This window comes from Jeotgalibaca sp. A122, assembly GCF_052266715.1.
Classification (GTDB): Bacteria; Bacillota; Bacilli; order Lactobacillales; family Aerococcaceae; genus Jeotgalibaca.
Genome location: NZ_JBQPRB010000001.1, coordinates 447,298 through 466,868 on the forward strand (window position 1 = coordinate 447,298; position 19,571 = coordinate 466,868).

At 42.0% G+C, this 19,571-nt stretch carries 18 protein-coding genes; 6 read left to right on the forward strand and 12 right to left on the reverse strand.

The genetic code is table 11. The annotated features are described in order from the left end of the window. Positions 1 to 441: 441 nt before the first annotated feature. Complete coding sequence (locus ACTU7M_RS02110; RefSeq protein ID WP_443472721.1) at positions 442 to 1,335, forward strand: LysR family transcriptional regulator; 894 nt, start codon at positions 442 to 444, stop codon at positions 1,333 to 1,335. A 302-nt stretch (positions 1,336 to 1,637) separates the two neighbouring features. Here ACTU7M_RS02110 and ACTU7M_RS02115 read toward each other — a convergent pair whose 3' ends face one another. From ACTU7M_RS02115 to ACTU7M_RS02125, 3 genes are all read right to left on the reverse strand, one after another. Then, positions 1,638 to 2,873 carry a S1C family serine protease gene (locus ACTU7M_RS02115; protein WP_443472722.1) on the reverse strand — a complete coding sequence of 412 codons (1,236 nt, stop codon included), beginning with the start codon at positions 2,871 to 2,873 and terminating at the stop codon, positions 1,638 to 1,640. 159 nt (positions 2,874 to 3,032) lie between these two features. Next, complete coding sequence (locus ACTU7M_RS02120) at positions 3,033 to 3,845, reverse strand: MBL fold metallo-hydrolase (RefSeq protein WP_443472814.1); 813 nt, start codon at positions 3,843 to 3,845, stop codon at positions 3,033 to 3,035. Positions 3,846 to 3,916: 71 nt separating this feature from the next. Then, the gene (locus tag ACTU7M_RS02125; protein WP_443472723.1) at positions 3,917 to 5,740 is read right to left on the reverse strand and encodes a DUF2207 domain-containing protein; all 1,824 of its coding nucleotides are present in this window, start codon (positions 5,738 to 5,740) and stop codon (positions 3,917 to 3,919) included. Between the two features lie 166 nt (positions 5,741 to 5,906). Here ACTU7M_RS02125 and ACTU7M_RS02130 point away from each other — a divergent pair, with 166 nt between their 5' ends. From ACTU7M_RS02130 to ACTU7M_RS02145, 4 genes are all read left to right on the forward strand, one after another. Beyond that, positions 5,907 to 6,620, forward strand: coding sequence for a polyphosphate polymerase domain-containing protein (locus ACTU7M_RS02130; protein WP_443472724.1), 714 nt, complete (start codon positions 5,907 to 5,909; stop codon positions 6,618 to 6,620). Positions 6,621 to 6,633: 13 nt separating this feature from the next. Then, on the forward strand, positions 6,634 to 7,305 hold the full coding sequence (locus tag ACTU7M_RS02135; protein WP_443472725.1) for a DUF4956 domain-containing protein: 672 nt from the start codon (positions 6,634 to 6,636) through the stop codon (positions 7,303 to 7,305). 18 nt (positions 7,306 to 7,323) lie between these two features. Continuing rightward, positions 7,324 to 7,683, forward strand: coding sequence for an anti-sigma factor domain-containing protein (locus ACTU7M_RS02140; RefSeq protein ID WP_443472815.1), 360 nt, complete (start codon positions 7,324 to 7,326; stop codon positions 7,681 to 7,683). 85 nt (positions 7,684 to 7,768) lie between these two features. Beyond that, the gene (locus ACTU7M_RS02145) at positions 7,769 to 8,665 is read left to right on the forward strand and encodes a fructose bisphosphate aldolase (RefSeq protein ID WP_443472726.1); all 897 of its coding nucleotides are present in this window, start codon (positions 7,769 to 7,771) and stop codon (positions 8,663 to 8,665) included. 48 nt (positions 8,666 to 8,713) lie between these two features. Here the strand turns inward: ACTU7M_RS02145 and ACTU7M_RS02150 are convergent, their stop codons facing one another. From ACTU7M_RS02150 to ACTU7M_RS02180, 7 genes are all read right to left on the reverse strand, one after another. Beyond that, positions 8,714 to 9,652 carry a two-component system regulatory protein YycI gene (locus ACTU7M_RS02150; RefSeq protein WP_443472727.1) on the reverse strand — a complete coding sequence of 313 codons (939 nt, stop codon included), beginning with the start codon at positions 9,650 to 9,652 and terminating at the stop codon, positions 8,714 to 8,716. Beyond that, positions 9,642 to 10,958 (reverse strand): YycH family regulatory protein, encoded by a 1,317-nt coding sequence (locus ACTU7M_RS02155; RefSeq protein WP_443472728.1) that lies wholly within the window; start codon positions 10,956 to 10,958, stop codon positions 9,642 to 9,644. Before ACTU7M_RS02155 ends, ACTU7M_RS02150 begins: the two co-directional genes overlap by 11 nt. Then, positions 10,958 to 12,805 (reverse strand): cell wall metabolism sensor histidine kinase WalK, encoded by a 1,848-nt coding sequence (gene walK / locus ACTU7M_RS02160; RefSeq protein ID WP_443472729.1) that lies wholly within the window; start codon positions 12,803 to 12,805, stop codon positions 10,958 to 10,960. Before walK ends, ACTU7M_RS02155 begins: the two co-directional genes overlap by 1 nt. A 4-nt stretch (positions 12,806 to 12,809) precedes the next feature. Further along, positions 12,810 to 13,517: a response regulator YycF gene (gene yycF / locus ACTU7M_RS02165; RefSeq protein WP_443472730.1), complete on the reverse strand. Its 708-nt coding sequence runs from the start codon at positions 13,515 to 13,517 to the stop codon at positions 12,810 to 12,812. Positions 13,518 to 13,673: 156 nt separating this feature from the next. Continuing rightward, entirely contained in the window at positions 13,674 to 15,050 is a 1,377-nt protein-coding gene (locus ACTU7M_RS02170; RefSeq protein ID WP_443472731.1) for a L,D-transpeptidase family protein, read from the reverse strand. A 134-nt stretch (positions 15,051 to 15,184) separates the two neighbouring features. Next, positions 15,185 to 15,889, reverse strand: coding sequence for an O-methyltransferase (locus ACTU7M_RS02175; protein ID WP_443472732.1), 705 nt, complete (start codon positions 15,887 to 15,889; stop codon positions 15,185 to 15,187). A gap of 77 nt (positions 15,890 to 15,966) precedes the next feature. Next, positions 15,967 to 17,301: a hemolysin family protein gene (locus tag ACTU7M_RS02180; protein WP_443472733.1), complete on the reverse strand. Its 1,335-nt coding sequence runs from the start codon at positions 17,299 to 17,301 to the stop codon at positions 15,967 to 15,969. Positions 17,302 to 17,584: 283 nt separating this feature from the next. Here ACTU7M_RS02180 and cbpA point away from each other — a divergent pair, with 283 nt between their 5' ends. Continuing rightward, positions 17,585 to 18,223, forward strand: coding sequence for a cyclic di-AMP binding protein CbpA (cbpA, locus tag ACTU7M_RS02185; RefSeq protein WP_443472734.1), 639 nt, complete (start codon positions 17,585 to 17,587; stop codon positions 18,221 to 18,223). A 156-nt stretch (positions 18,224 to 18,379) separates the two neighbouring features. Here the strand turns inward: cbpA and ACTU7M_RS02190 are convergent, their stop codons facing one another. Continuing rightward, positions 18,380 to 19,021 carry an MBL fold metallo-hydrolase gene (locus tag ACTU7M_RS02190; protein ID WP_443472735.1) on the reverse strand — a complete coding sequence of 214 codons (642 nt, stop codon included), beginning with the start codon at positions 19,019 to 19,021 and terminating at the stop codon, positions 18,380 to 18,382. A gap of 53 nt (positions 19,022 to 19,074) precedes the next feature. After that, positions 19,075 to 19,563, reverse strand: a complete 489-nt coding sequence (locus ACTU7M_RS02195) for a QueT transporter family protein (protein ID WP_443472736.1) — start codon at positions 19,561 to 19,563, stop codon at positions 19,075 to 19,077. Positions 19,564 to 19,571 lie beyond the last annotated feature (8 nt).

A 19,571-nucleotide genomic window follows, 5' to 3' on the forward strand; every position in this document is an offset into this window, starting at 1 on the left:
ATGTGCTGCTCCTTTCGGCTTATTAATTACAAGTTGTTTGATGCATTCAATATAGCACTTGATTCGAATTAGAGATAAATATTGAATTTTTATGGTATTATAAATATAATTTATATGTAACGGTTTATTTATACATATTATTTATGATAACACTTTCACAAAGTAAGCAAGTTGGATGAAGATAGCTGAATAGGGAACGTAACCATTAAAAGAAATCGATTTCACAAGCTGGAGGTATTTTAGGGGGGAGAATCGGAAAATGATTTTGTTTTTCTTCCGAGTTTTAAATGAAGTCGGAAGGAGAGCAGCAGAAAAAAGTTTCTTCTTCCGAGTTTTTGAAAAAGTCGGAAGAAGAAACTGAAATTTTGTTTTATAATGCCGATTTACCCATTTGTTAGAATGACAAAAGCAAGGATACTATAAAACACGAGGTGAACTCCCATGAATTTACAAGATATTATTTACTTTAACCATTTAGCTGAGAGTCTCAGTTTTACTGATACTGCCGAGCATTTTTATGTCTCCCAACCGTCCATTTCCATGTCATTAAAACGACTTGAAGCAGAGCTGGATACCCTGTTGATTGACAGGAAAAGATTTCATAAACGCTTGCGCTTAACGGAGTCAGGAGAAATATTACTCAAACATGCGCAGGTTATTCTCCAGTCATTGTCTGAGGTAAAAGAAGAGATTCATGATTATAAAAATCAAATCGTTTATTTCGGGTTCTTGCCAACGATTGGGGGACACTTCATGTCTGGGCTTTTGCCTCGGCTGGGGAAATTTACTTCTTCAGTTAAATTTATCGAGGAAGAAAGTTCTGATATCATGCATGAAATGGTGCGCTCCGGTGAAGTGCCGATTGCTATTACGGGTAGCGACGTCCCCCTTTTCAACGATGGGGACTTGATTCAAATACCCATTGCCACGCAAGAATTATCTTTGTGGGCTTCGCCCGATAACCCCCTGGCCCAAAGGAAAAAGTTGTCGGCTGCGGATTTGAAAGATACCGTCTTTATTTCTCTGGAAAAAGGCTATACGCACGAGCGTATCTTTAGCAAATGGAGCCAGGGAAAATTTACCCATCCTCCTAAAACCTTGTATACGAAAGAAATCCAGACCGCCCTTTCGATTGCATCATCTACCGATATGGTTGCGTTTATGATTGATATCCTGGTCAAGGATTCCAAGGATTTAGTTAAAATACCCCTTTCTGATCCACCACTTTTTTATATTAGTTTGATACTCAATAAAGATAGTCATCAAAACAAGTTCCAGAACGAATTTAACGAAATGATGATTTCATTGGCAAAAGAGTTGGCAGAAGTCGCTTAATAAGGGTTCTTGGTTATCTGGTGTTGGTGAAGGAAATGCCCTTCGGCCTGCGTGTTTGCTTGTGTACTGCCGTGGGACCGCCCGGAGCCTGTAGTCTCCGGGCTTGCAAGCCTCAAAGGGACCGTAGACGCTGAAGCATCAACGGTCCCTACTTTCGCATTGCATCCTTGACACGGCCACAAGCAACCCCACCGTCCTTCGGGATTTCCGAGAAGAATACCTACCAACACCATAAATAATAGAACCTAAATAAGTAAAAAACGGCCCTTCCAAGCGTACGCGCTCGGAAGGGCCATTTTTAATTACAATTTTTCTTGCCCATCGTTAAGGGTCACATCAATGGTCATTTTTTCGCCGCCACGATACAACTCCACTTTAACGGTACTACCCACTTCTTGACGGTAAAGGATCTTGCGCAGTCCCACCATGTTGGTGATTTCTTCGCCATCCATACCGACAATGACATCATATTGCTCAATACCAGCTTCACTTGCGGCAGACATACCTTGTACATCTGCTACAACTACACCCGCCGTCACTTCTTCCGGCAGATCCAGGATATTACGTTGTTGCGAAACAGAAACTTGTTGCAGGTCCATCATGCTTACCCCAAGAACGGGACGAATCACTTCACCATGTGCTTCTAATTCTGCAATGATACTTACCGCATCGTTACTTGGTATCGCAAATCCCATTCCCTCTACATTTGAGGAGGCAATCTTCATCGAGTTGATTCCGATAACCTGACCACCAATATTAATCAACGCACCACCCGAGTTACCCGGGTTGATGGAGGCGTCGGTTTGAATCGCCGTTACGTCCCAATCGACCACACCATCGCCGTCAATATCCGTTTCAACCGTTCGTTCAGTTGCGGAAATAATCCCTTGCGTTACCGAGGTTGCAAACTCAGTTCCCAGAGGCGAGCCAATAGCGATTGCCGGTTCGCCTACATTCAATGCCTCAGAATTGCCAAACTCCGCAATGACATCAACTTGGTCAGAAGGAATCGCCAATACCGCCAAATCCGTCCAGACGTCCGCACCGACTACCTCGGCTTCAAGTTTCGTGCCATCCTTCATTAACACTTCCACGGCGTCCGCACCGTTGATGACGTGATTATTCGTGACCACATAGGCGGTCCCGTTATCTTTTTTATAAATAACCCCACTACCCGTACCATTGGTAACCAAACCACTGTCATCCGTCTCTGTTTGTGGAATGACAAAACCAAACGGGTTCCCGGAATTTTCCTTTAGATTAATAACAGAAACGACCGCTTCCTGAACGCCTTCCACCGCTTCCGTTGTGGCAGTATTTACATCCAGGCTGATTGTTGTTGTTTGGGAGCCATCCGATTCCGTGATAGTAGATGTATTTATATCATTGCCATTATTTTCCATATCCAACGCACCTGAACCGAACAAAATTCCCGTTCCCAACAAGGCTACGGTAGCCCCACCAATGACACCACCCAATAGGCCACTTTTCATGCTTGATTGTTTTTTTGGTTTTTTATTTGAATATCTCTCACTCATTCGTTTTCTCCTCTCTTTCCTTGTCTCTTTCTAGCTTATTATATAAAACAACTTTGAAAAAAATATGAAGAATTTGGTAAAAACAGTTTTCCTGTACAACTATAAGTATACGAAAAAAACCAAGAAAATGCTTATCCAACGCATTTTCTCGGTCTCATTTTAAACAGGAAATAAATCAGTTGGTACGTTAGGGTCGGTATCCAATACGCGAAACGCTTCATTAACACCATGACCCTTGGAAAGTAAAATACTTTCGGCCGTTTCATGGGCCAGTGCCTTGATATTATTATCCTGGCTCAAATGGCCCAAATAAATACGTTTCGTATTATCACCTATCATCTCTGCCACGGCTAAAGCACCATCATCGTTGGACAAATGTCCATGGTCGCCTAATATCCGTTGCTTCAGTGACCAAGGATAGCGTCCCATCCGCAACAATTCCAGGTCATGGTTACTTTCGATTAAATAGGCATCGGCATTTTTCAACAAACCGCGCAGACGATCGCTCACATATCCCGTATCCGTCAACATCACAAATTGTTTGTTTTCATAATGGAAGGAATAGAATTGCGGCGCTGCTGCATCATGGGAAACCCCGAAGCTTTGTACATCAACGTCACCGAGAGTCAATACTTCGCCCATTTCAAAAATGTGCTTTTGTTCTGTTTTGATTTCCCCGATTGTCGTTGGCATGGCGCGCCACGTTGCTTCATTCGCATAAACATCAAACCCATAGCGGCGTGCCAAGACACCCAGGCCATGCACGTGATCGCGGTGTTCGTGGGTTACCAAGACGGTATCGACTTCAGCCAAGTCACGTCCCACTTGGTTCATCAAGGCTTGAATCTTCTTGCCACTCAGGCCACAGTCCACCAATATTTTACGTTTGGGCGTTTCGATATAGGTACAGTTACCTGAACTGCCACTCGCCAGCATACTGACTTTAAAGCCGCTCATGTTATCTAATTCCATCACTCAGATTCCCTCCAATTTGTCCTATCTATTCTAACGCATCTGAGTGAAAAAATCACTGACTTTAAACTTTAAAAAGCACCGCCGCCTGATCCACCACCGGAACCTCCCGAGGAACCGCCACTAAATCCGCCTCCCGAACCACTGGAAGAATCAGATTGCGGCGTGGAAGCATCAATTCCTCTTGCTATCGGATCATTGACACCGTCAATATAACCCGGATTGTGGTAGTAGAAAGGATAGAAATAAGATGTTCCGTAAATGACATCATCTGGATACTGAATCGCCATTTGTTCCAGAACATGATAAGCAATCCCCATTGCCGTTGCGTAGACGAGATATGTATCCCACAATTCAACCGAACCAATGTCCTGCATCGTAAAGTCCCCAACATCCTCCAACATCCGTTCAAAGGCACGCCAATCTTTCTTGGCTTTATCGCCTTCAGGGGTCACAGCAGGATGTTTCACATGATAAAGCAGCACATAGATGGCCAATGCCAATCCCGTGAATCCCAGCAAAAATAGCCAGATAGGCAGCTGATACGCAAAGACACCGATTGTTAAGAGGATAAAGAAAATATTGTTTGCAATTAGAGTAATAATCGACCAAGTCCTCGCTGTCGTTGCATGAGGGGCACGGTATCTTTCTTCATATACTTTCGCGTCGTCGCGAACAGCTTGTTGCCATGCCATGCGCGCTTTGTAAAAACGTTCCCCCAACTTGGTATCATAATTAATGGACTCAATCCTGCCAAAGGTAACAGCCTTGCCATCTCCTCCAATTTTCAAGAACCAACGCATCAGTTGCTTCTCGTGTTTCAAAAGTCCGCTGTCCGGCTCTTTTAATTTCCGCAATTCATAATCGAAGCCATCTTCCAACGGGATTTCTTTCATCTGTAGATAACCACGGCGAACCAGATCGAGAATGGTCGCAGAAACAGCTTCGGAATCCGGTTCTTGATTAAATATCGCCTTGTTCATGACAGCAGGCGACATGTCTTCCGGCAATTCATAAACGTAATCCGGTTCTTGATAAGGCACCGGGTTGGTTTCTTTATATTTCTTCCGTAACCAAAACAGAACTGCCAATGCCAAAAGCGGGCCAATTACGCCGAAAACGGCACCCACAATCACCAGTAGCCAGTAACGTTGTTCCTCTGCTCTTTCAATTGCTTCTTCGTTCGCAATGATTTGATCAAGGTTATTTTCATTCACTGTATTGGGATTATTCCACGTCACATAAGTTGGGAAAATGACATTTGCCTCCACAAATGTGTTCGCCGGATTACGGTTCAGGCTTAAGTTGACAACCCTGTCCTCTTCCAAGGTCACATTCCCATTGGCATCACCATGTCCCCAGGCTTTTAACTCACCAGGCTCCACTGCAGCCGGCAATTCAATCCGGATATCGACATCAAGGAGTTCGTCATCCCAAGCCGAACCAATCACTTTACGGTTAAATTGGGCGACATCATTATAATTCGTTACCATCTCTGGAATCCGGTATGAATAAATAACGGTCATATCATCATCCGTAATGGGATTGTAGACCGTGAAATTTAAAAACGTCCCTGTATCCGTCATTTCATAGGTGCCTGGCTGTTGCGTCGTATCTTGACTATATGGAACAGCTGCCTCCCCCTCTTCCTCAATCGCAACCGAAACATCGGTTGGAGTTGGGTGCGGCGAATAATCCAGGTTGAACAATACCCCATTAAATTCACCATCAAAATAATAGGTAATGCGCTCCGTAAACAAGGCGCTCCCATCTTCCTGGATATTTACCTGCACATCGTAATTATTGATTTCATACGACCTGGCCGCTACTTCTGGTGGGGAAAGGCCAAATAATAGAAAAAATGTAAAACTAATGATAGCCATTAACTTTTTCATCCGAATTCCTCCTTTCCTAAATTATAGTTGAAAGCCCGTCATGATGCGAATATATCCCTTGTATAAACAAAAAGTAAATATTTTTTCAAAAAGGACCCCGAAAATTTACAAAGACCTCCGTAATCTATTACTATCACCCAAAAATGAGAGAGGAAGGCACTTACTTATGGAGCAATTATTAAATAAAATCACCGTTTTCCGCAGTGAAAGGAAATACTTACTCGGTTTGGAAGACCGCATGCAGTTGATTAAGTCCTTGCATGCGATCCTCGTTCCCGACGCTTACGGTGGCTACAATGGCTACAGCGTCAGAAGCGTCTACTTCGACAGCCTGGATAATCAGGACTATAACGAGAAAATGCAGAAGTTTGAATTCGTTAAACGGGTTCGGCTTCGCATCTATGATATCAAGGATCAGATGGTCAAGTTTGAAATCAAGAAAAAGAAACCTGGAAACCAAATCAAGGATACATTACTCGTTACCCGTTTAGACGCAGAGGAAATGTTAAAAGGGAACTTCGAAGTATTGAAAAATTATGAAGGGGACACGGCCGAGCTTGGTTACGAAATTTGTACGACGATGGGCTACCGGCCGATTTCCATGGTTGAATACAAACGCCGTGCCTTTACCCATCCCTTTTTCAGCACCCGGATCACCCTTGATAACGAGTTGAAGTATTGTAATTTCGATTATGACTTGTTTGCGGAAAAGCCAAACTATCACTATGCCATGCCTTTGACGGATACCATCCTGGAAGTAAAATACGATCGCTTCCTGTTTCCGCAATTGCAGGATGTACTGACTAGATGTAATTTGAAGAAATGTCCAATCAGTAAATTCGGATCATCAAGACAACTATTGGAAAATTATTATTATTAGGAGGAATTTACAAATGAATCAAGTATTCGATCTTATCCAACAAAACTCAGGAACAATGACAAACACGGTGACTATAGCAACGGTATTGGTAAGTTTGGGGTATACCCTCTTCCTTTCCGCTGTCATGTTTTTCACTTTCAAGAAATGCCACGCAAAGATGTCTTACGATCACAAATATAATATCACTTTGGTGATGTTGGCAATTGTCTCAACAATTCTGATGCAACTGATTAAACAAAACGTTGCGCTCTCTTTAGGTATGTTGGGCTCTCTTTCCTTGGTGCGTTTCCGTACCAACATCAAGGACCCGCGCGATCTTGGCTTCGTTTTCTGGGCGATGGCGATCGGTATTGCTTCATCCAGCGAAGGTTGGTTCATCGGCTTTATCGGTTCCCTTCTCTTAATGATTTTTATGATTGCGACTGGCGATAACATTGCTTCTTCAAATACCATGTTGTTGGTTATCCGCGGCAATAAGGCAAATATTCCGTATATTTCCGATATCGTGTTCGATACGCCTGGCAACAGCCGTTTGAAAGCACAAAACTTGTTGCAGGATTCTTTTGAACTTGTTTATGAAATTAAAACGAAGCATGCAGATGAACAACGTTTGGCAACAGAAATCATGTCGGTCGAAGGCGTGGATACGGTGAACGTCTTGGCACCGAGTGCAGAGCTGGCTTAGAAAAGGAGCGTGAAAGTGATGTACAAGAAAACCGTTATTGCGGAAATTAGGCAACATTATGGCCTCGTTATCGACGAGGAAGGGAGTCTGCACCGGATCAAGTTAAAAAAAGGCATGCGGATTGGAGATCGTATTTCATACCGCGACGAAAAGCATTACCATTTGATCGACCAAAATAAACGCTTCACGGTACCAAAATGGGCTACAACCGTTTTAGTCGCGAGCACGCTTTTCATCGCCACTGGTCTTGCAATATTTGTTGATTCCATTCCCGAACCAACCGTTGCACCACCTCAAGCAGCTGCTGCTTTGGAAGAATTACCTATTCAAACAGCAGACGAATCCTACAGTGTGACGATTGTAGTGGGCGAGAACTAAAAGGCGCTACTCTTGTTTTCTTTTCCCCTAATTCTTTTTTGTGCGTTATAATTAAAATAGAATGAGAAAGGGAGGAAAAGAAATCATGAATAACAAACAGCTACAAAAAGTACGTGATGGCAAAGGATTTATTGCAGCTTTGGATCAAAGTGGAGGTAGTACACCTACAGCACTGGAGAGATATGGCATCTTGAAAGGTAGCTATGCCACGGAAGATAAGATGTTTGATTTGGTACATGAGATGCGAACGCGTATCATCACCTCTCCTGCCTTTGATTCAAAATATATCCTTGGGGCCATTCTCTTTGAACAAACCATGGATCGAAAGATCGAAGGACTCTATACCTCTGAATATTTGGCCAAGAAAAAAGACATCGTTCCTTTCTTAAAGGTGGATAAAGGATTGGCGGAGCTGGAGAATGGTGTTCAGTTGATGAAACCCATGCCAGAACTAGCTGGTTTATTGCAACGGGCGAAAAAACATAACGTATTTGGTACCAAAATGCGCTCGGTTATTAAGGAATTGAATCCTAAGGGGATTAAAGCCGTCGTTGATCAACAATTCAAAGTTGCCAAACAGATTATAACAGCTGGCTTGGTGCCGATTATCGAACCGGAAGTAGATATTTACAGCCATAAGAAAGAAGAAATCGAAGCGATTTTGAAAGAGGAAATCCTGGAGCATTTAAATACTCTCGGTAAGAATGAATGGGTCATGTTGAAACTCACGATTCCGACAGTAAAAAATGCCTACAAGGATTTGATTGAGCATCCAAATGTGGTGCGCGTGGTTGCCTTGTCAGGGGGCTATTCGCGTGAAGATGCCAATGAGAAATTAAAAAATAATCACGGCCTCATTGCCAGCTTTTCAAGGGCTTTATCCGAGAATCTACGGGCGAAACAGTCCGATGCTGAATTTAATGAAACCTTGAAAGAAGCAGTCACTTCAATCTATGATGCTTCAGTAAATAAAAACACTTAAGCAATTTCCATAAAAAAATCCAGGAGCCCAACGAGGTCCTGGATTTTTTTATTCACTTATTAAGAGGCGTTCAGTTAATTCTTCAACCGGCTCCGTACTGCTGCTCATTTCACTCACAACATTCTCAGTTTCGGCTTCGCTTTCTGCCTCGGAACTTTCTTCCTCTTCTTCCTCTTGAACGACTGGTGCGGAAATGATATTTCCTGTTAAGGCATCCACGCGCTTGATTTGTACGGGAACATTTTCCCGGGCAATTTCGACATACCACATCGGGCTGTAGATATTCATATCAGTCAAACTAAGCGTTTGATAATAGGACAACGTCAGCAAGCGAATGGTTGAATTATCAGGAATCTGATTATTCAAATACAAGGATTCAATCGCAGCTTGCTCGGAAATAACATTCCGTTGCCGACCTTGCGGTTCCGCCGAACCCACATAGGTTTGTTCATAGGAAATGACTTCATGATCGGAATTCAGATGAAAAATTAAAGAAGCTGTTCCATCCGCAATGGGTATCCCCTCTTTGGTATATTGGACATAAACCACGCGCTGATTAACCGCTTGATAGGATAAGTAGGCATATTCATAACCATTCAGAACATTACCATCATCAATAAAAACTTGGATGGGTTCCAGTCGTTGCGATAAAGGGACATTATCGGTCTCAAAATCCAACGCAATGGGATCAGACAAAACACTGAATAACAAATTGTTCTCCATCCGCGTTGTTTGATTTTTCAATGAAGCGGCATTTTCACGGAGGTACGTATTCTTATCCGTTTTAATGACGGGTATTTCTTCTGCTTCACGACTCAATTCCGGACTTTCAATCTTATCGTTTCGCAATCCTTCTTCAAGGTTGACGGTAGCACTAGGGTCTCCGAAATTTAGTTCATCATTCTTCTCTAAAAAAACAGCCAGAAGATAAATATTCAATATAGAGAAGGTAATAATCAAGATAACCTGAATTCTTTTATAATCCACTAGCGTCACCCCTTCGTGCCACAGTAATCCAACCATCAATGGTATTCCATGTTCCATCGAGTTTTATAAACCATCTTGGAACCAAACTTGCAATGCGGGTACTTTCGTCATTACTGATCCATTCATAGCCGATTGCCATATTTTCAATGGCGCTATATGGAATATCAGCTTTAGCTAACTTATCAATCATTTCCTGTGGTTTTGGCAAAACAACCTTCTCTTGGCGATCTTCCAAAGGGGTTTGAATGATTTCGGTTGGATAATACAATTCCACCAAACCACTGTTTTCCATCTCCATCCGGATTAAACCACGGTCCAATGCACCAGCAATTGGCAAACCGTTTAAATAGCGGCGATAAGTAACTTGGCCACTTTCTTCATCAAACCCTTCAAAATAAGAAGCTTGGGTCCATGTATCCAAAAATTTCAGAGCATGAAAGCTATCACGAATTTGTTGGAAGACACTTAAATTTTCTTGATCCAGGTTATTGCGGTAATAATACAATATCCCTGTTTCTTTATGGATACGCAGTTCAGAAATGTTATCACTGTATATCGTAAAAACATCATTACTGTCATCACGTAACTCAGTTGTATCTTCGAATAACTGTCCAATAAAAAAACTGTTCGGTTGTTTCTCTACCAGGTAATCCAGTTTATCCAACTGGATTTCTGTTTGCGGTAAATAAGTGATGACATCCTTAAAAGAATAGGCATTGGAATTAATATAGGACTCTTTATTACCAGAGTAGAGCTTCATAAGCGGTTCAATCGAATCTTTCGACCGGGTTGCGGTGTAGACATTTTTACTGCCGTCATCCAACAAATAAATCGGATCAGCATTCACTGTTGTAATCAAAATACGGGTAATGGTACTACTTTCCAACTCTTCCGGAACTGTGTCAAAATAACGCGATAACATCCCTATAGGCATAGGGCCCGGAAACCGTATTTCGATTCTATTTCTCTCCAAAATGAGCGCGTCATAGTCCTCTTTTGTATAGGCTGATACGAATGTCACGTCCTGCATCTTCCACTCCTCCAGGAAGGCATCAGCCTGGTTCACAATCCTTTCGTCCTGTGAGACAAAGGTATTCAGTTGGGTGTGGAAAGTCAGGCGATGGGGCGCGAACATATCATCGATATTTTTCACATTGGAAATACTGGTCGTTGATTGAGTAGGCGCAATACTTTGGATATTGGCTGCCCCAGAAGGAACGCTCAAGATGCGCCATGTTAAAAACAAACTGATTGCAACCAAGGTATAGAGGGTGAAACTAATCCATTTTGAATCTATCTGTTTCATCACCACTCCTCCTCTTCAAACGATTCATATGGTAAGGAAATAAAGAATGTGGAACCTTTATTTTCCACACTGGTTGCCCAGATGCGGCCACCATGAAGCATCAAGACTTCTCTGGAAATAGCCAAGCCTAAGCCGGTCCCTCCCATGGAACGTGCGCGCGCTTTATCAACACGGTAAAAACGCTCAAAGATATGCTGCAAATCTTTACGAGGGATTCCCAGCCCTTCATCGGTGATGCTGAGGACCACACTGTTATGTGTTTCCATCAACCGGCAGGTAATCGTTCCGCCGTCCGGAGAATATTTCAAAGCGTTATTCATAATATTATCGATTACTTGCGTAATCTTGTCCTGATCGATATCCACCCACAATGTCCGTTGAGTGAAATCGCGCTGGATTCGATAATTTTTATCACGGTAAGCTTCGGATTGAAGAACCATATCGAAACGGTCCAGAATATGCGTAAACAAATCATTCATGCTGACATATTCCAGTTCCAGTTGCATTTTCCCTTGGTCCATCCGGGATAGATTCAGCAAATCTGTAATCATACGAATCATCCGCTCGGTTTCAGTTGCAATGACTTGCAGGAATTGCGGTGCAATTCTTTCGTCTTTCCAGGCACCATCCTGTAAGGATTCTGTATAGCTCTTCACACTGGTCAACGGTGTACGCAGCTCATGCGATACATTGGAAACAAAATTGCGTCGTTCCTGCTCTACTTTTTCTTGCTCGGTAATATCCGTCAGTACACAAACGACCCCACTGATGAAGCCGGTATCCCGTTGAATAACCGAGAACTCGCCTTGTAAAATACTATCCGTCTTGTCATCACCTTCGTCGATATGAATAACGAGATCTTCATTTGCTTCAAGCAATTGTCGGAATGTATAGCCTTTACTCAAATCCAAAACTTTCATGATGGATTTTCCAACAGCCTCTTCGCGGGTAATGCCCAGCAAATCAACAGCCCGGTTATTGATGATAATGATTTTACCTCGGCGATCCGTAGCAATAACTCCGTCCGACATGTGCTTCAAGACACTGTCCAGACGCTGCCGTTCCGCTTCGGTTGTTTCCTGTGCTTCTTTAACTTTTGTTGACAGGTGATTGATGGTATCAGCCAACTGACCCAATTCATCATTTCCGTAAATACGTATTTTTCCCGAATAGTCTCCTTGTGCAATCGCCAATGTTTGCGTCCGCATCTCAGCGATTGGCTTGGATATCCCCTGGGAAATAATGATCGCCAATACAATCGTCACGACAATCGCAAACAAGGATGCATTGACAAATATTTTCACAATTTCACTGATTTGGGTATACACAGTCTCAATATTTGACTCCATCATAACAACACCGATGACTTGACCTGGATTGGTGGTCGCAAACATCGGTGAGACGGTTTTGAGGACACGGTCCGATTTTTCCTCGTCCATGTATTGGTATTTGCGTTCACTTTCCAATAGAAGCGCTTGTTGAACATCACGATCCGTTGACTTTGTTCCCACTATTGATTGACGGGTCTGGTCATTCGTTCCGATGATATACCCCTCGGAATCAATAACCTGGATTTCCAAAAAGTCGCCACCAATATAGTCCTCCAAAATACTTTGGACATTTTCTGGCGTGTCGTTTTGGTCTTCATCTTCAAATACAGGAACAAGTGAATTTTCCAAAAAGCGTACATTCAAGCTCATTTGACTGTCAAAGTTATCAATCAAATCCGTTTCAAGTTGCCGGATAAAATAAGCCCCAATAATTTGTAAAGATACCAATAGCAGAAAGATAAACAGCATTGGTATCTTGAAATGTATGGATTGAATCCAATTTATTTTTTTTTGCATCGTATTACTCCTGATCTGGATTTCTTAAGAAGTAACCGACTCCTCTACGAGTAATCAACCAAGTTGGATGACTGGGTGTATCTTCAATTTTTTCACGTAGACGTCGTACAGTTACATCAACAGTACGGACATCACCAAAATAATCATAACCCCATACGGTTTGCAATAAATGTTCACGGGTCATGACTTGCCCTAAGTGCTTGGCTAAGTAATGTAATAATTCGAACTCACGGTGCGTTAATTCGATTTCTTCACCACGTTTGGAAACGGCATAAGCATCTTCATGAATTGTCAAAGTACCGACATGGACTTCATTGGCAACTTCTTCTTCAGGTTGTGCTTGCGCATTCGTTCCAACGCGTCGTAAGTTGGCTTTGACACGTGCTGCCAATTCACGGTTGGAGAACGGTTTTGTAATATAATCGTCTGCGCCTAACTCCAAGCCCAATACTTTATCAATTTCAGAATCTTTGGCAGTCAGCATAATAATCGGAACATCACTTGTCTTCCGGATTATGCGACAGACTTCCAAGCCATCCATTTTTGGTAACATCAAGTCCAACAAAATTAAGTCAGGCCCAACAGCTTCGAATTGTGCAACGGCTTCTTCTCCGTCAAAAGCTGTGAAAACTTCGTATCCTTCCTTATCAAGGTTGAAGCTAATAATATCGGAAATCGGCTTTTCATCATCGACTACAAGTATTTTTTTCATAATTTATCAGACTCCTTAAAGGATAAATTCCTTTTTTCAGTGCTTCCCTTACATTATACAGGTGTTCAAAGGCAAGTGCAAAACTCTTTGTGTAAACGTTTCAATCCGGTGTTCGGCTTCTGTTGCTGGTGCCAAACCCCGGATTGGAATGTACTATCAGAAGAATACGACAGGCGTCCCCACTTCGATAAGTGAGAATAGTTTTTCCATGGCGCCTGGCGGAGTATTGATACACCCATTAGACCCATCATGTTTCCATTGATCGGGAGCAAAAGATGTTTGCCATCCTGCATCATGAATCCCTACACCCGTCCAGTCAACTGGAATCCAGTAATTTACCGGTTGTGCATAATCATTGCCTCGTCTTGGGTTGTAACCAATCAGCTCTGCATCTTCTTCCTTATTCCACGCATAAAATACTCCGACTGGCGTTGGGGTGGTTGCATGTCCGGAAACAATAGGTGTTTCTAATTCGCGTTTACCATTTTTATAGACATACATTTTTTGATTTTGAAGATCGACTTCAACGTAAGTATCACCAATATCGGTGCCATCTTCATGGTAACCCGAACCAAGAATTTCCGGTGTCGTCTTCACGTCTTCACCCGCTAAAATATAACCAGCCAGATTTTCAGATTCGGCTTCCATTGCAATGGACCAACCGTATTCGCCCGGTGGTACTTGTACTTCGCCACGATTCGTGCTTTTAAAGGTACGTGTTTTTTCATAGGTTGCATATTTATCATGCAACGTCTTCAGGAATGCTTTGGCTGCTTCTTTATTAACGGTCGGTTTTCCCGAGTTGTCCAGGGATAACCACGAAGCAATTTGGTCCTTAGGAACGGCTATCTCTTCACCGATTATCGTATACGTAATATTCGTATCAGCCAAATCCCGCATGGTTTCAACGACTTGCGTCAAGTCTTGACTATCGGCCGTCAATTCCGGCAATACATACGCATCCTCTAAAGCAAGCGTTTCTTCACCAGCAACCATCGTTGCAATCAGTTGTTCCTCGAAACGATCCGCATCAATAATGGTACCCGGTACTTCTTCCTCAATAACAAATTGTCCATCCTTGTTTTTAACGTTTGCACTGACTGGTGCGATTCGGTCGACTTTAGATAGCGTCAACTTTTCAATCAGTTCAAAAACAGCTTTTTCATCAAATTGAATCGCAACTTCTGAAGCTTTTACCGTATGGGTGTTGAAGAAAGCAAGTGGCCAAGACCAACTGTTTTGCTGACTTTTTAATTCGCCCAGAAAAGTATCGCTGTCAATTTTGGCATCCAAATCTTGAGGCGTTACGTTTGTGACTGTTTTGCCATCTTCAGTCACAATGATGGTACTAGCATGAAGCTTTTGCGTAACGACACGCTTTGCTTCATCCAGAGTCTTGCCTCCTACATCTATTTCGCCAATTTTCGAATTGGGTAAAAAATGATTATCATAATACTTGCTTCCGCCTATGTAAGCAAGCACGAAAATCGCAAAAATGCTGATAACAGTAAAGATAAGCGGCTTTTTCTTCATCCATATCCCTCCGTACATCTCGGGTTAACGCTTTATATTTCAAATTGTTACCCAATCATTACAATTGTGTTACAGCCTTCCTTGCAGATTATTGTAACGCACCTGATACATTTTTGCTATAGTTTCAGCTCATTTTATATAGTGTCCAAGATATAACTGAAGTCGAATTCCTCGATTTTTTTAATCATCAATAATCCATCCCCTAGCGGTACAAGGGCGGTTTCCAACGCTGGGTGGTTCAATACCGTATCCATCAATAAATTCAAACGGCGGTGGATTTTCCGGACGCGTCGTGGAATTTCTTTTTCATCATCCAGTATGGTCCCACCCTGGAACACATCATCAATAATCAACATACCGCCTGTGCGCAAGACGCGTAGGCAGTGTGGTAGAAATTCATAATATTTCGCCTTGGCACTGTCCATAAAAATCAAATCGTAAGTCTGGTCCAATGTTGGCAGGATATCCGCAGCATCGCCTTCTAGCAAGGTTACTTTGTCAGCCAAACCCATTTTTTCAAAATTAGCTTTCGCCCGTTCGATCATAATATCAAAACGATCAATCGTGGTTAGATGACCCGTTTCGCCAAGATGTTGGGCCATCAAACTGCCTGAAAATCCAATTGCTGTCCCAATTTCCAAAATTTGTTCGGGTTGTAAAATACCTACCATCATATTCAGGAAAACTGCTGTCTCATGAGGGATGATTGGAATGCCGCGCTCGTTGGCATAACTTTCAAGTTCGGCTAACCCGCCAGAAAAAGGTTTTAATTCTTTACGCATAAAATCTACTATTTCCGGTTTTACAACCGGACGGCTCATCATCGGATTTTTCTCCATTTACTTTTCCACTCCCAATAAAAAAAGCTTATCTAAGCGCCGGAACGACCGCACGCCTGAGATTAAGCCTTCTCGTATTATTCTTTGTTATTTTCGTCTTCCTCTTTAGACCTGTGTTCCACATGAATCGAACGGATTCGTCCGTTTTCGACTTTAGCAGTTGTCAGCACGTAAGGGCCTACCCGGACACTGAGTTTCTCATCATCATCTGGGAAGTAACCTGCTTCTTCAATCATGTAGCCACCGATTGAATCCACTTCGCTTGATTCTATTTCTGTATCGAAAAGAGTATTAAATTTCTGCAGATTCATTTTACCATTAATGAAGTAATTCTTCTCATCCATTTTACGGGATAAGCGTTGAATTTCATCATACTCATCTTCGATGTCACCAACGATTTCTTCCAATAAGTCTTCCAGCGTCACAATACCTTCAACCCCACCGTACTCGTCTTTCAGGATTGCCATATGGGTATGTTTCTTACGGAATTCTACCAGTAAATCGTCAATAAAGATGGTTGAGGGCACAAATAATGGTTCATTTACCAAAGTCCTGAAATCCAGTCTCTCAAAGCCAATATCTTTGGAAGCTTTCAGCACATTCTTCATGTGCAGAACCCCAATTACATTGTCTTTGTCACCTTCATAAACAGGCATCCGTGAAAACGGGCTGTTCAATACCAATTCCAGGTTCTCATCTAAACTGTCGTCTAAATCTATCATTAGTGTATCCGTACGCGGCACCATTAATTCACGTGCCAAACGGGTATCAAGCGACAAAACACCCTCCATCATCGTAAATTCTGATGGATCGATTGCACCTTGACCACGACTTTGTGCAAGAATTTGACGCATCTCATCACGCGTTAATTTTTCCTCTTGTTGGGTAAAGTCGATTGGTGATAACTTTTTCAAAATATTCGTAGAAGCTGACAACAACCATACAAAGGGTTTCGTCACAGCTTTGACCACTGAAATCGGTCCGGCAGTGAAACGTGCAATTTGTTCTGGCATTTGCAAAGCAACTTGTTTCGGATAAAGTTCACCTAGTACAAGGGTAATGTAAGCAAGTACTAATGTAACAATGACTGTGGCAATTGTTTCCCAACCAGATATTCCTCCTAAAAATGGTTCCAGGTAAGGAACAAAGTTGGAAGATGCAGATGCACTGTTGAAAAATCCGGCAAGTGTAATGGCTACTTGGATGGTTGCCAAGAAGTCATCGGAGTTGTCGAGAAGTTTCAATACTTTTTGTGCTTTACGATCGCCTTCTTCGGCCATCGTATTCATTTTCTGGCGATTGATGGAAACAAAAGCTAATTCTGCTGAGGCAAAAAAAGCATTCACAGCTGTCAGGATTATCACAACTAAAATATCAGATAATAACCTCTGGGCTTCGGGGTCTGGGTTCATTTAAATCTTTTCTCCTTTAGATTGTTTTATTTTTTTCTATATAATACCGCTAGTATACTTCTATAATAGGAAATATCAAGTTGAAAAGCAAGGAGTTTTTCACAAGCGCTCAGGCGCTTCTCTCATTTTAATTCTCATATTTATTTTCTTAAATCGAAAAAGTAAGGGGTTTCTTTTGGGTCATTTATACGTTTTTAAGACATGGATGACTTTCTTGAATGCCATTGCATTTTCTCATTTTAATGTTATTATCGGTATATAAATTAGATTGGAGGAACTACCCATGCTTATTCGCTCGCTTGCCATCCCTAAAAGAGACCTGACTGTGGTTAAAGAATCTGCCACTTTACAAGAGGCAATCGACATCTTGGAAGAATCCGGGTTCCGTTGTGTTCCGATTCTTGATGAAACGGGCACACTTTTCAGAGGTAATATTTATAAGATGCATATCTACCGCCATAAAGCTAACGGAGGAGACATGACTCTTCCGGTAACGCATTTACTGAAAAATGCCACAAAATTCATTTCCATAGATAGTTCATTTTTCAAAATTTTCTTCACGATTAAAGAACTTCCATATATTGCGGTGTTGAACCGCGACAATACTTTCTTCGGTATCCTGACACACAGTAGCTTGTTGAATATGTTGGCGCAATCCTGGAGTGTAGATGTCGGGAGCTATGTACTGACGATTGTTGCTCCTAGCCGCAAAGGTGATTTGTTCCAGATTACCAAAATCATCAACAAAACAACATCCATCGCTAACGTGATAACCTTGGATGTGAACCGTGACGATGTACTGCGTCGTGTTCTTGTGACTTTGCCGGCTGACACAACAAAAGCTGAGCTTGATACAGTTGTAGCAGGACTTGAAAAACAAGAATTCCGTGTTGTTTCAATAGAAGATTTACGTAACGAATAGAGTATGAAAAAAGGCTCACTCAAGCTTAATTTAAGCTGTTGAGTAGGCTTTTTTTTATGAAATGGCCTACTCAGGCGGAAAATTTGCCATGAGTGAGCTAATTTTTTAAAAAAAGCTCACTCGGACTAAAATTTCAGTCTGAGTGAGCTTTTATCTTTATATTTCCCCATTTAAGAACGGGTTCTGTGCAAGTTCTTGTTCAACAGTAGTTGGATTACCATGACCTGGGAATAAGACTGTATCTCCAGGCAGTGGCACGATATGCTCTTTGATTCCTTGCAATAAAGTTTCTTGGCTGCCATAAGGAAAATCAGTGCGTCCGATACTGCCTTGGAAGATGACATCCCCCACTATTGCAAAGCCATTTTCTTTGAAAAGGAAAACCAGACTACCTGGTGAATGACCTGGAAGATGTTGGAGTTCAAAGTTAAATGGTCCGATTTGAGTCGGTCCCATTGTATCCAAATAGAAATCGGCGGGCTTGTCGATGACAACTTCCGGAATGAGTGGTTGTCGGCCAGATCCGTTAAGCGTTGGATCTACCAGCCATTCTTTTTCGATTGAACTTTGATACAAAGGAATACGATATTCTTTACGGATTTCATTCACAGCACCAATATGATCATAATGTGCGTGTGTCAAAACTATCGCAAATGGTTTTAAGTTATTAACATCTATAACATTCATTATTTCATCAGCTTCAGCACCTGGATCGAAAATGATCGTGTCGCGGTTTTCGCCAATCAGGAAATAGCAATTCTCTTGGATAGGTCCTACCGTTAGGGCAAGTAATTCCATGGATGTTTTCCTCCCATACTCTTTATTCTTCAATTATATAAAAAGGAGCAGGTTTATGCCATTTTTTCGGTGAAGCCAATCAGTTTATTTAAATACTTCATTAATGGTGCAGAAACAATCAATACAACTGCTTCGCCGAACGCTGTGGTTGCGTAGCTGAACCAAAAAGGTAAATCTAAAACGATATACAATTCAATTGCCACAAAAACCATTGTTATCGTAAAAACGGCTGCCGTTTTCATCATGCGTTTCATTTCGGAATCTCCCGGTTTAAACAGGCGTTCCAAAATGAGGAATGAAATGAAGGTTTGTCCAAAACCGAACACTAAATCCCATGCACCCAGTGTGGAGAAAATAAGATTTGAGATGAAGACACCTGCTAAAACCCCATATTTATAATTCTTATGATACCCAACTAGATGATTAAGCATCTCCGAAACCCGAAACTGCACGGCTCCAAAAGACATAAAACTAAAAATCCCTGTCATTGCTACATACAGGGCTGCGATGATGGTATTTACCACCATTTTTCTTGTACCCATATTTATTA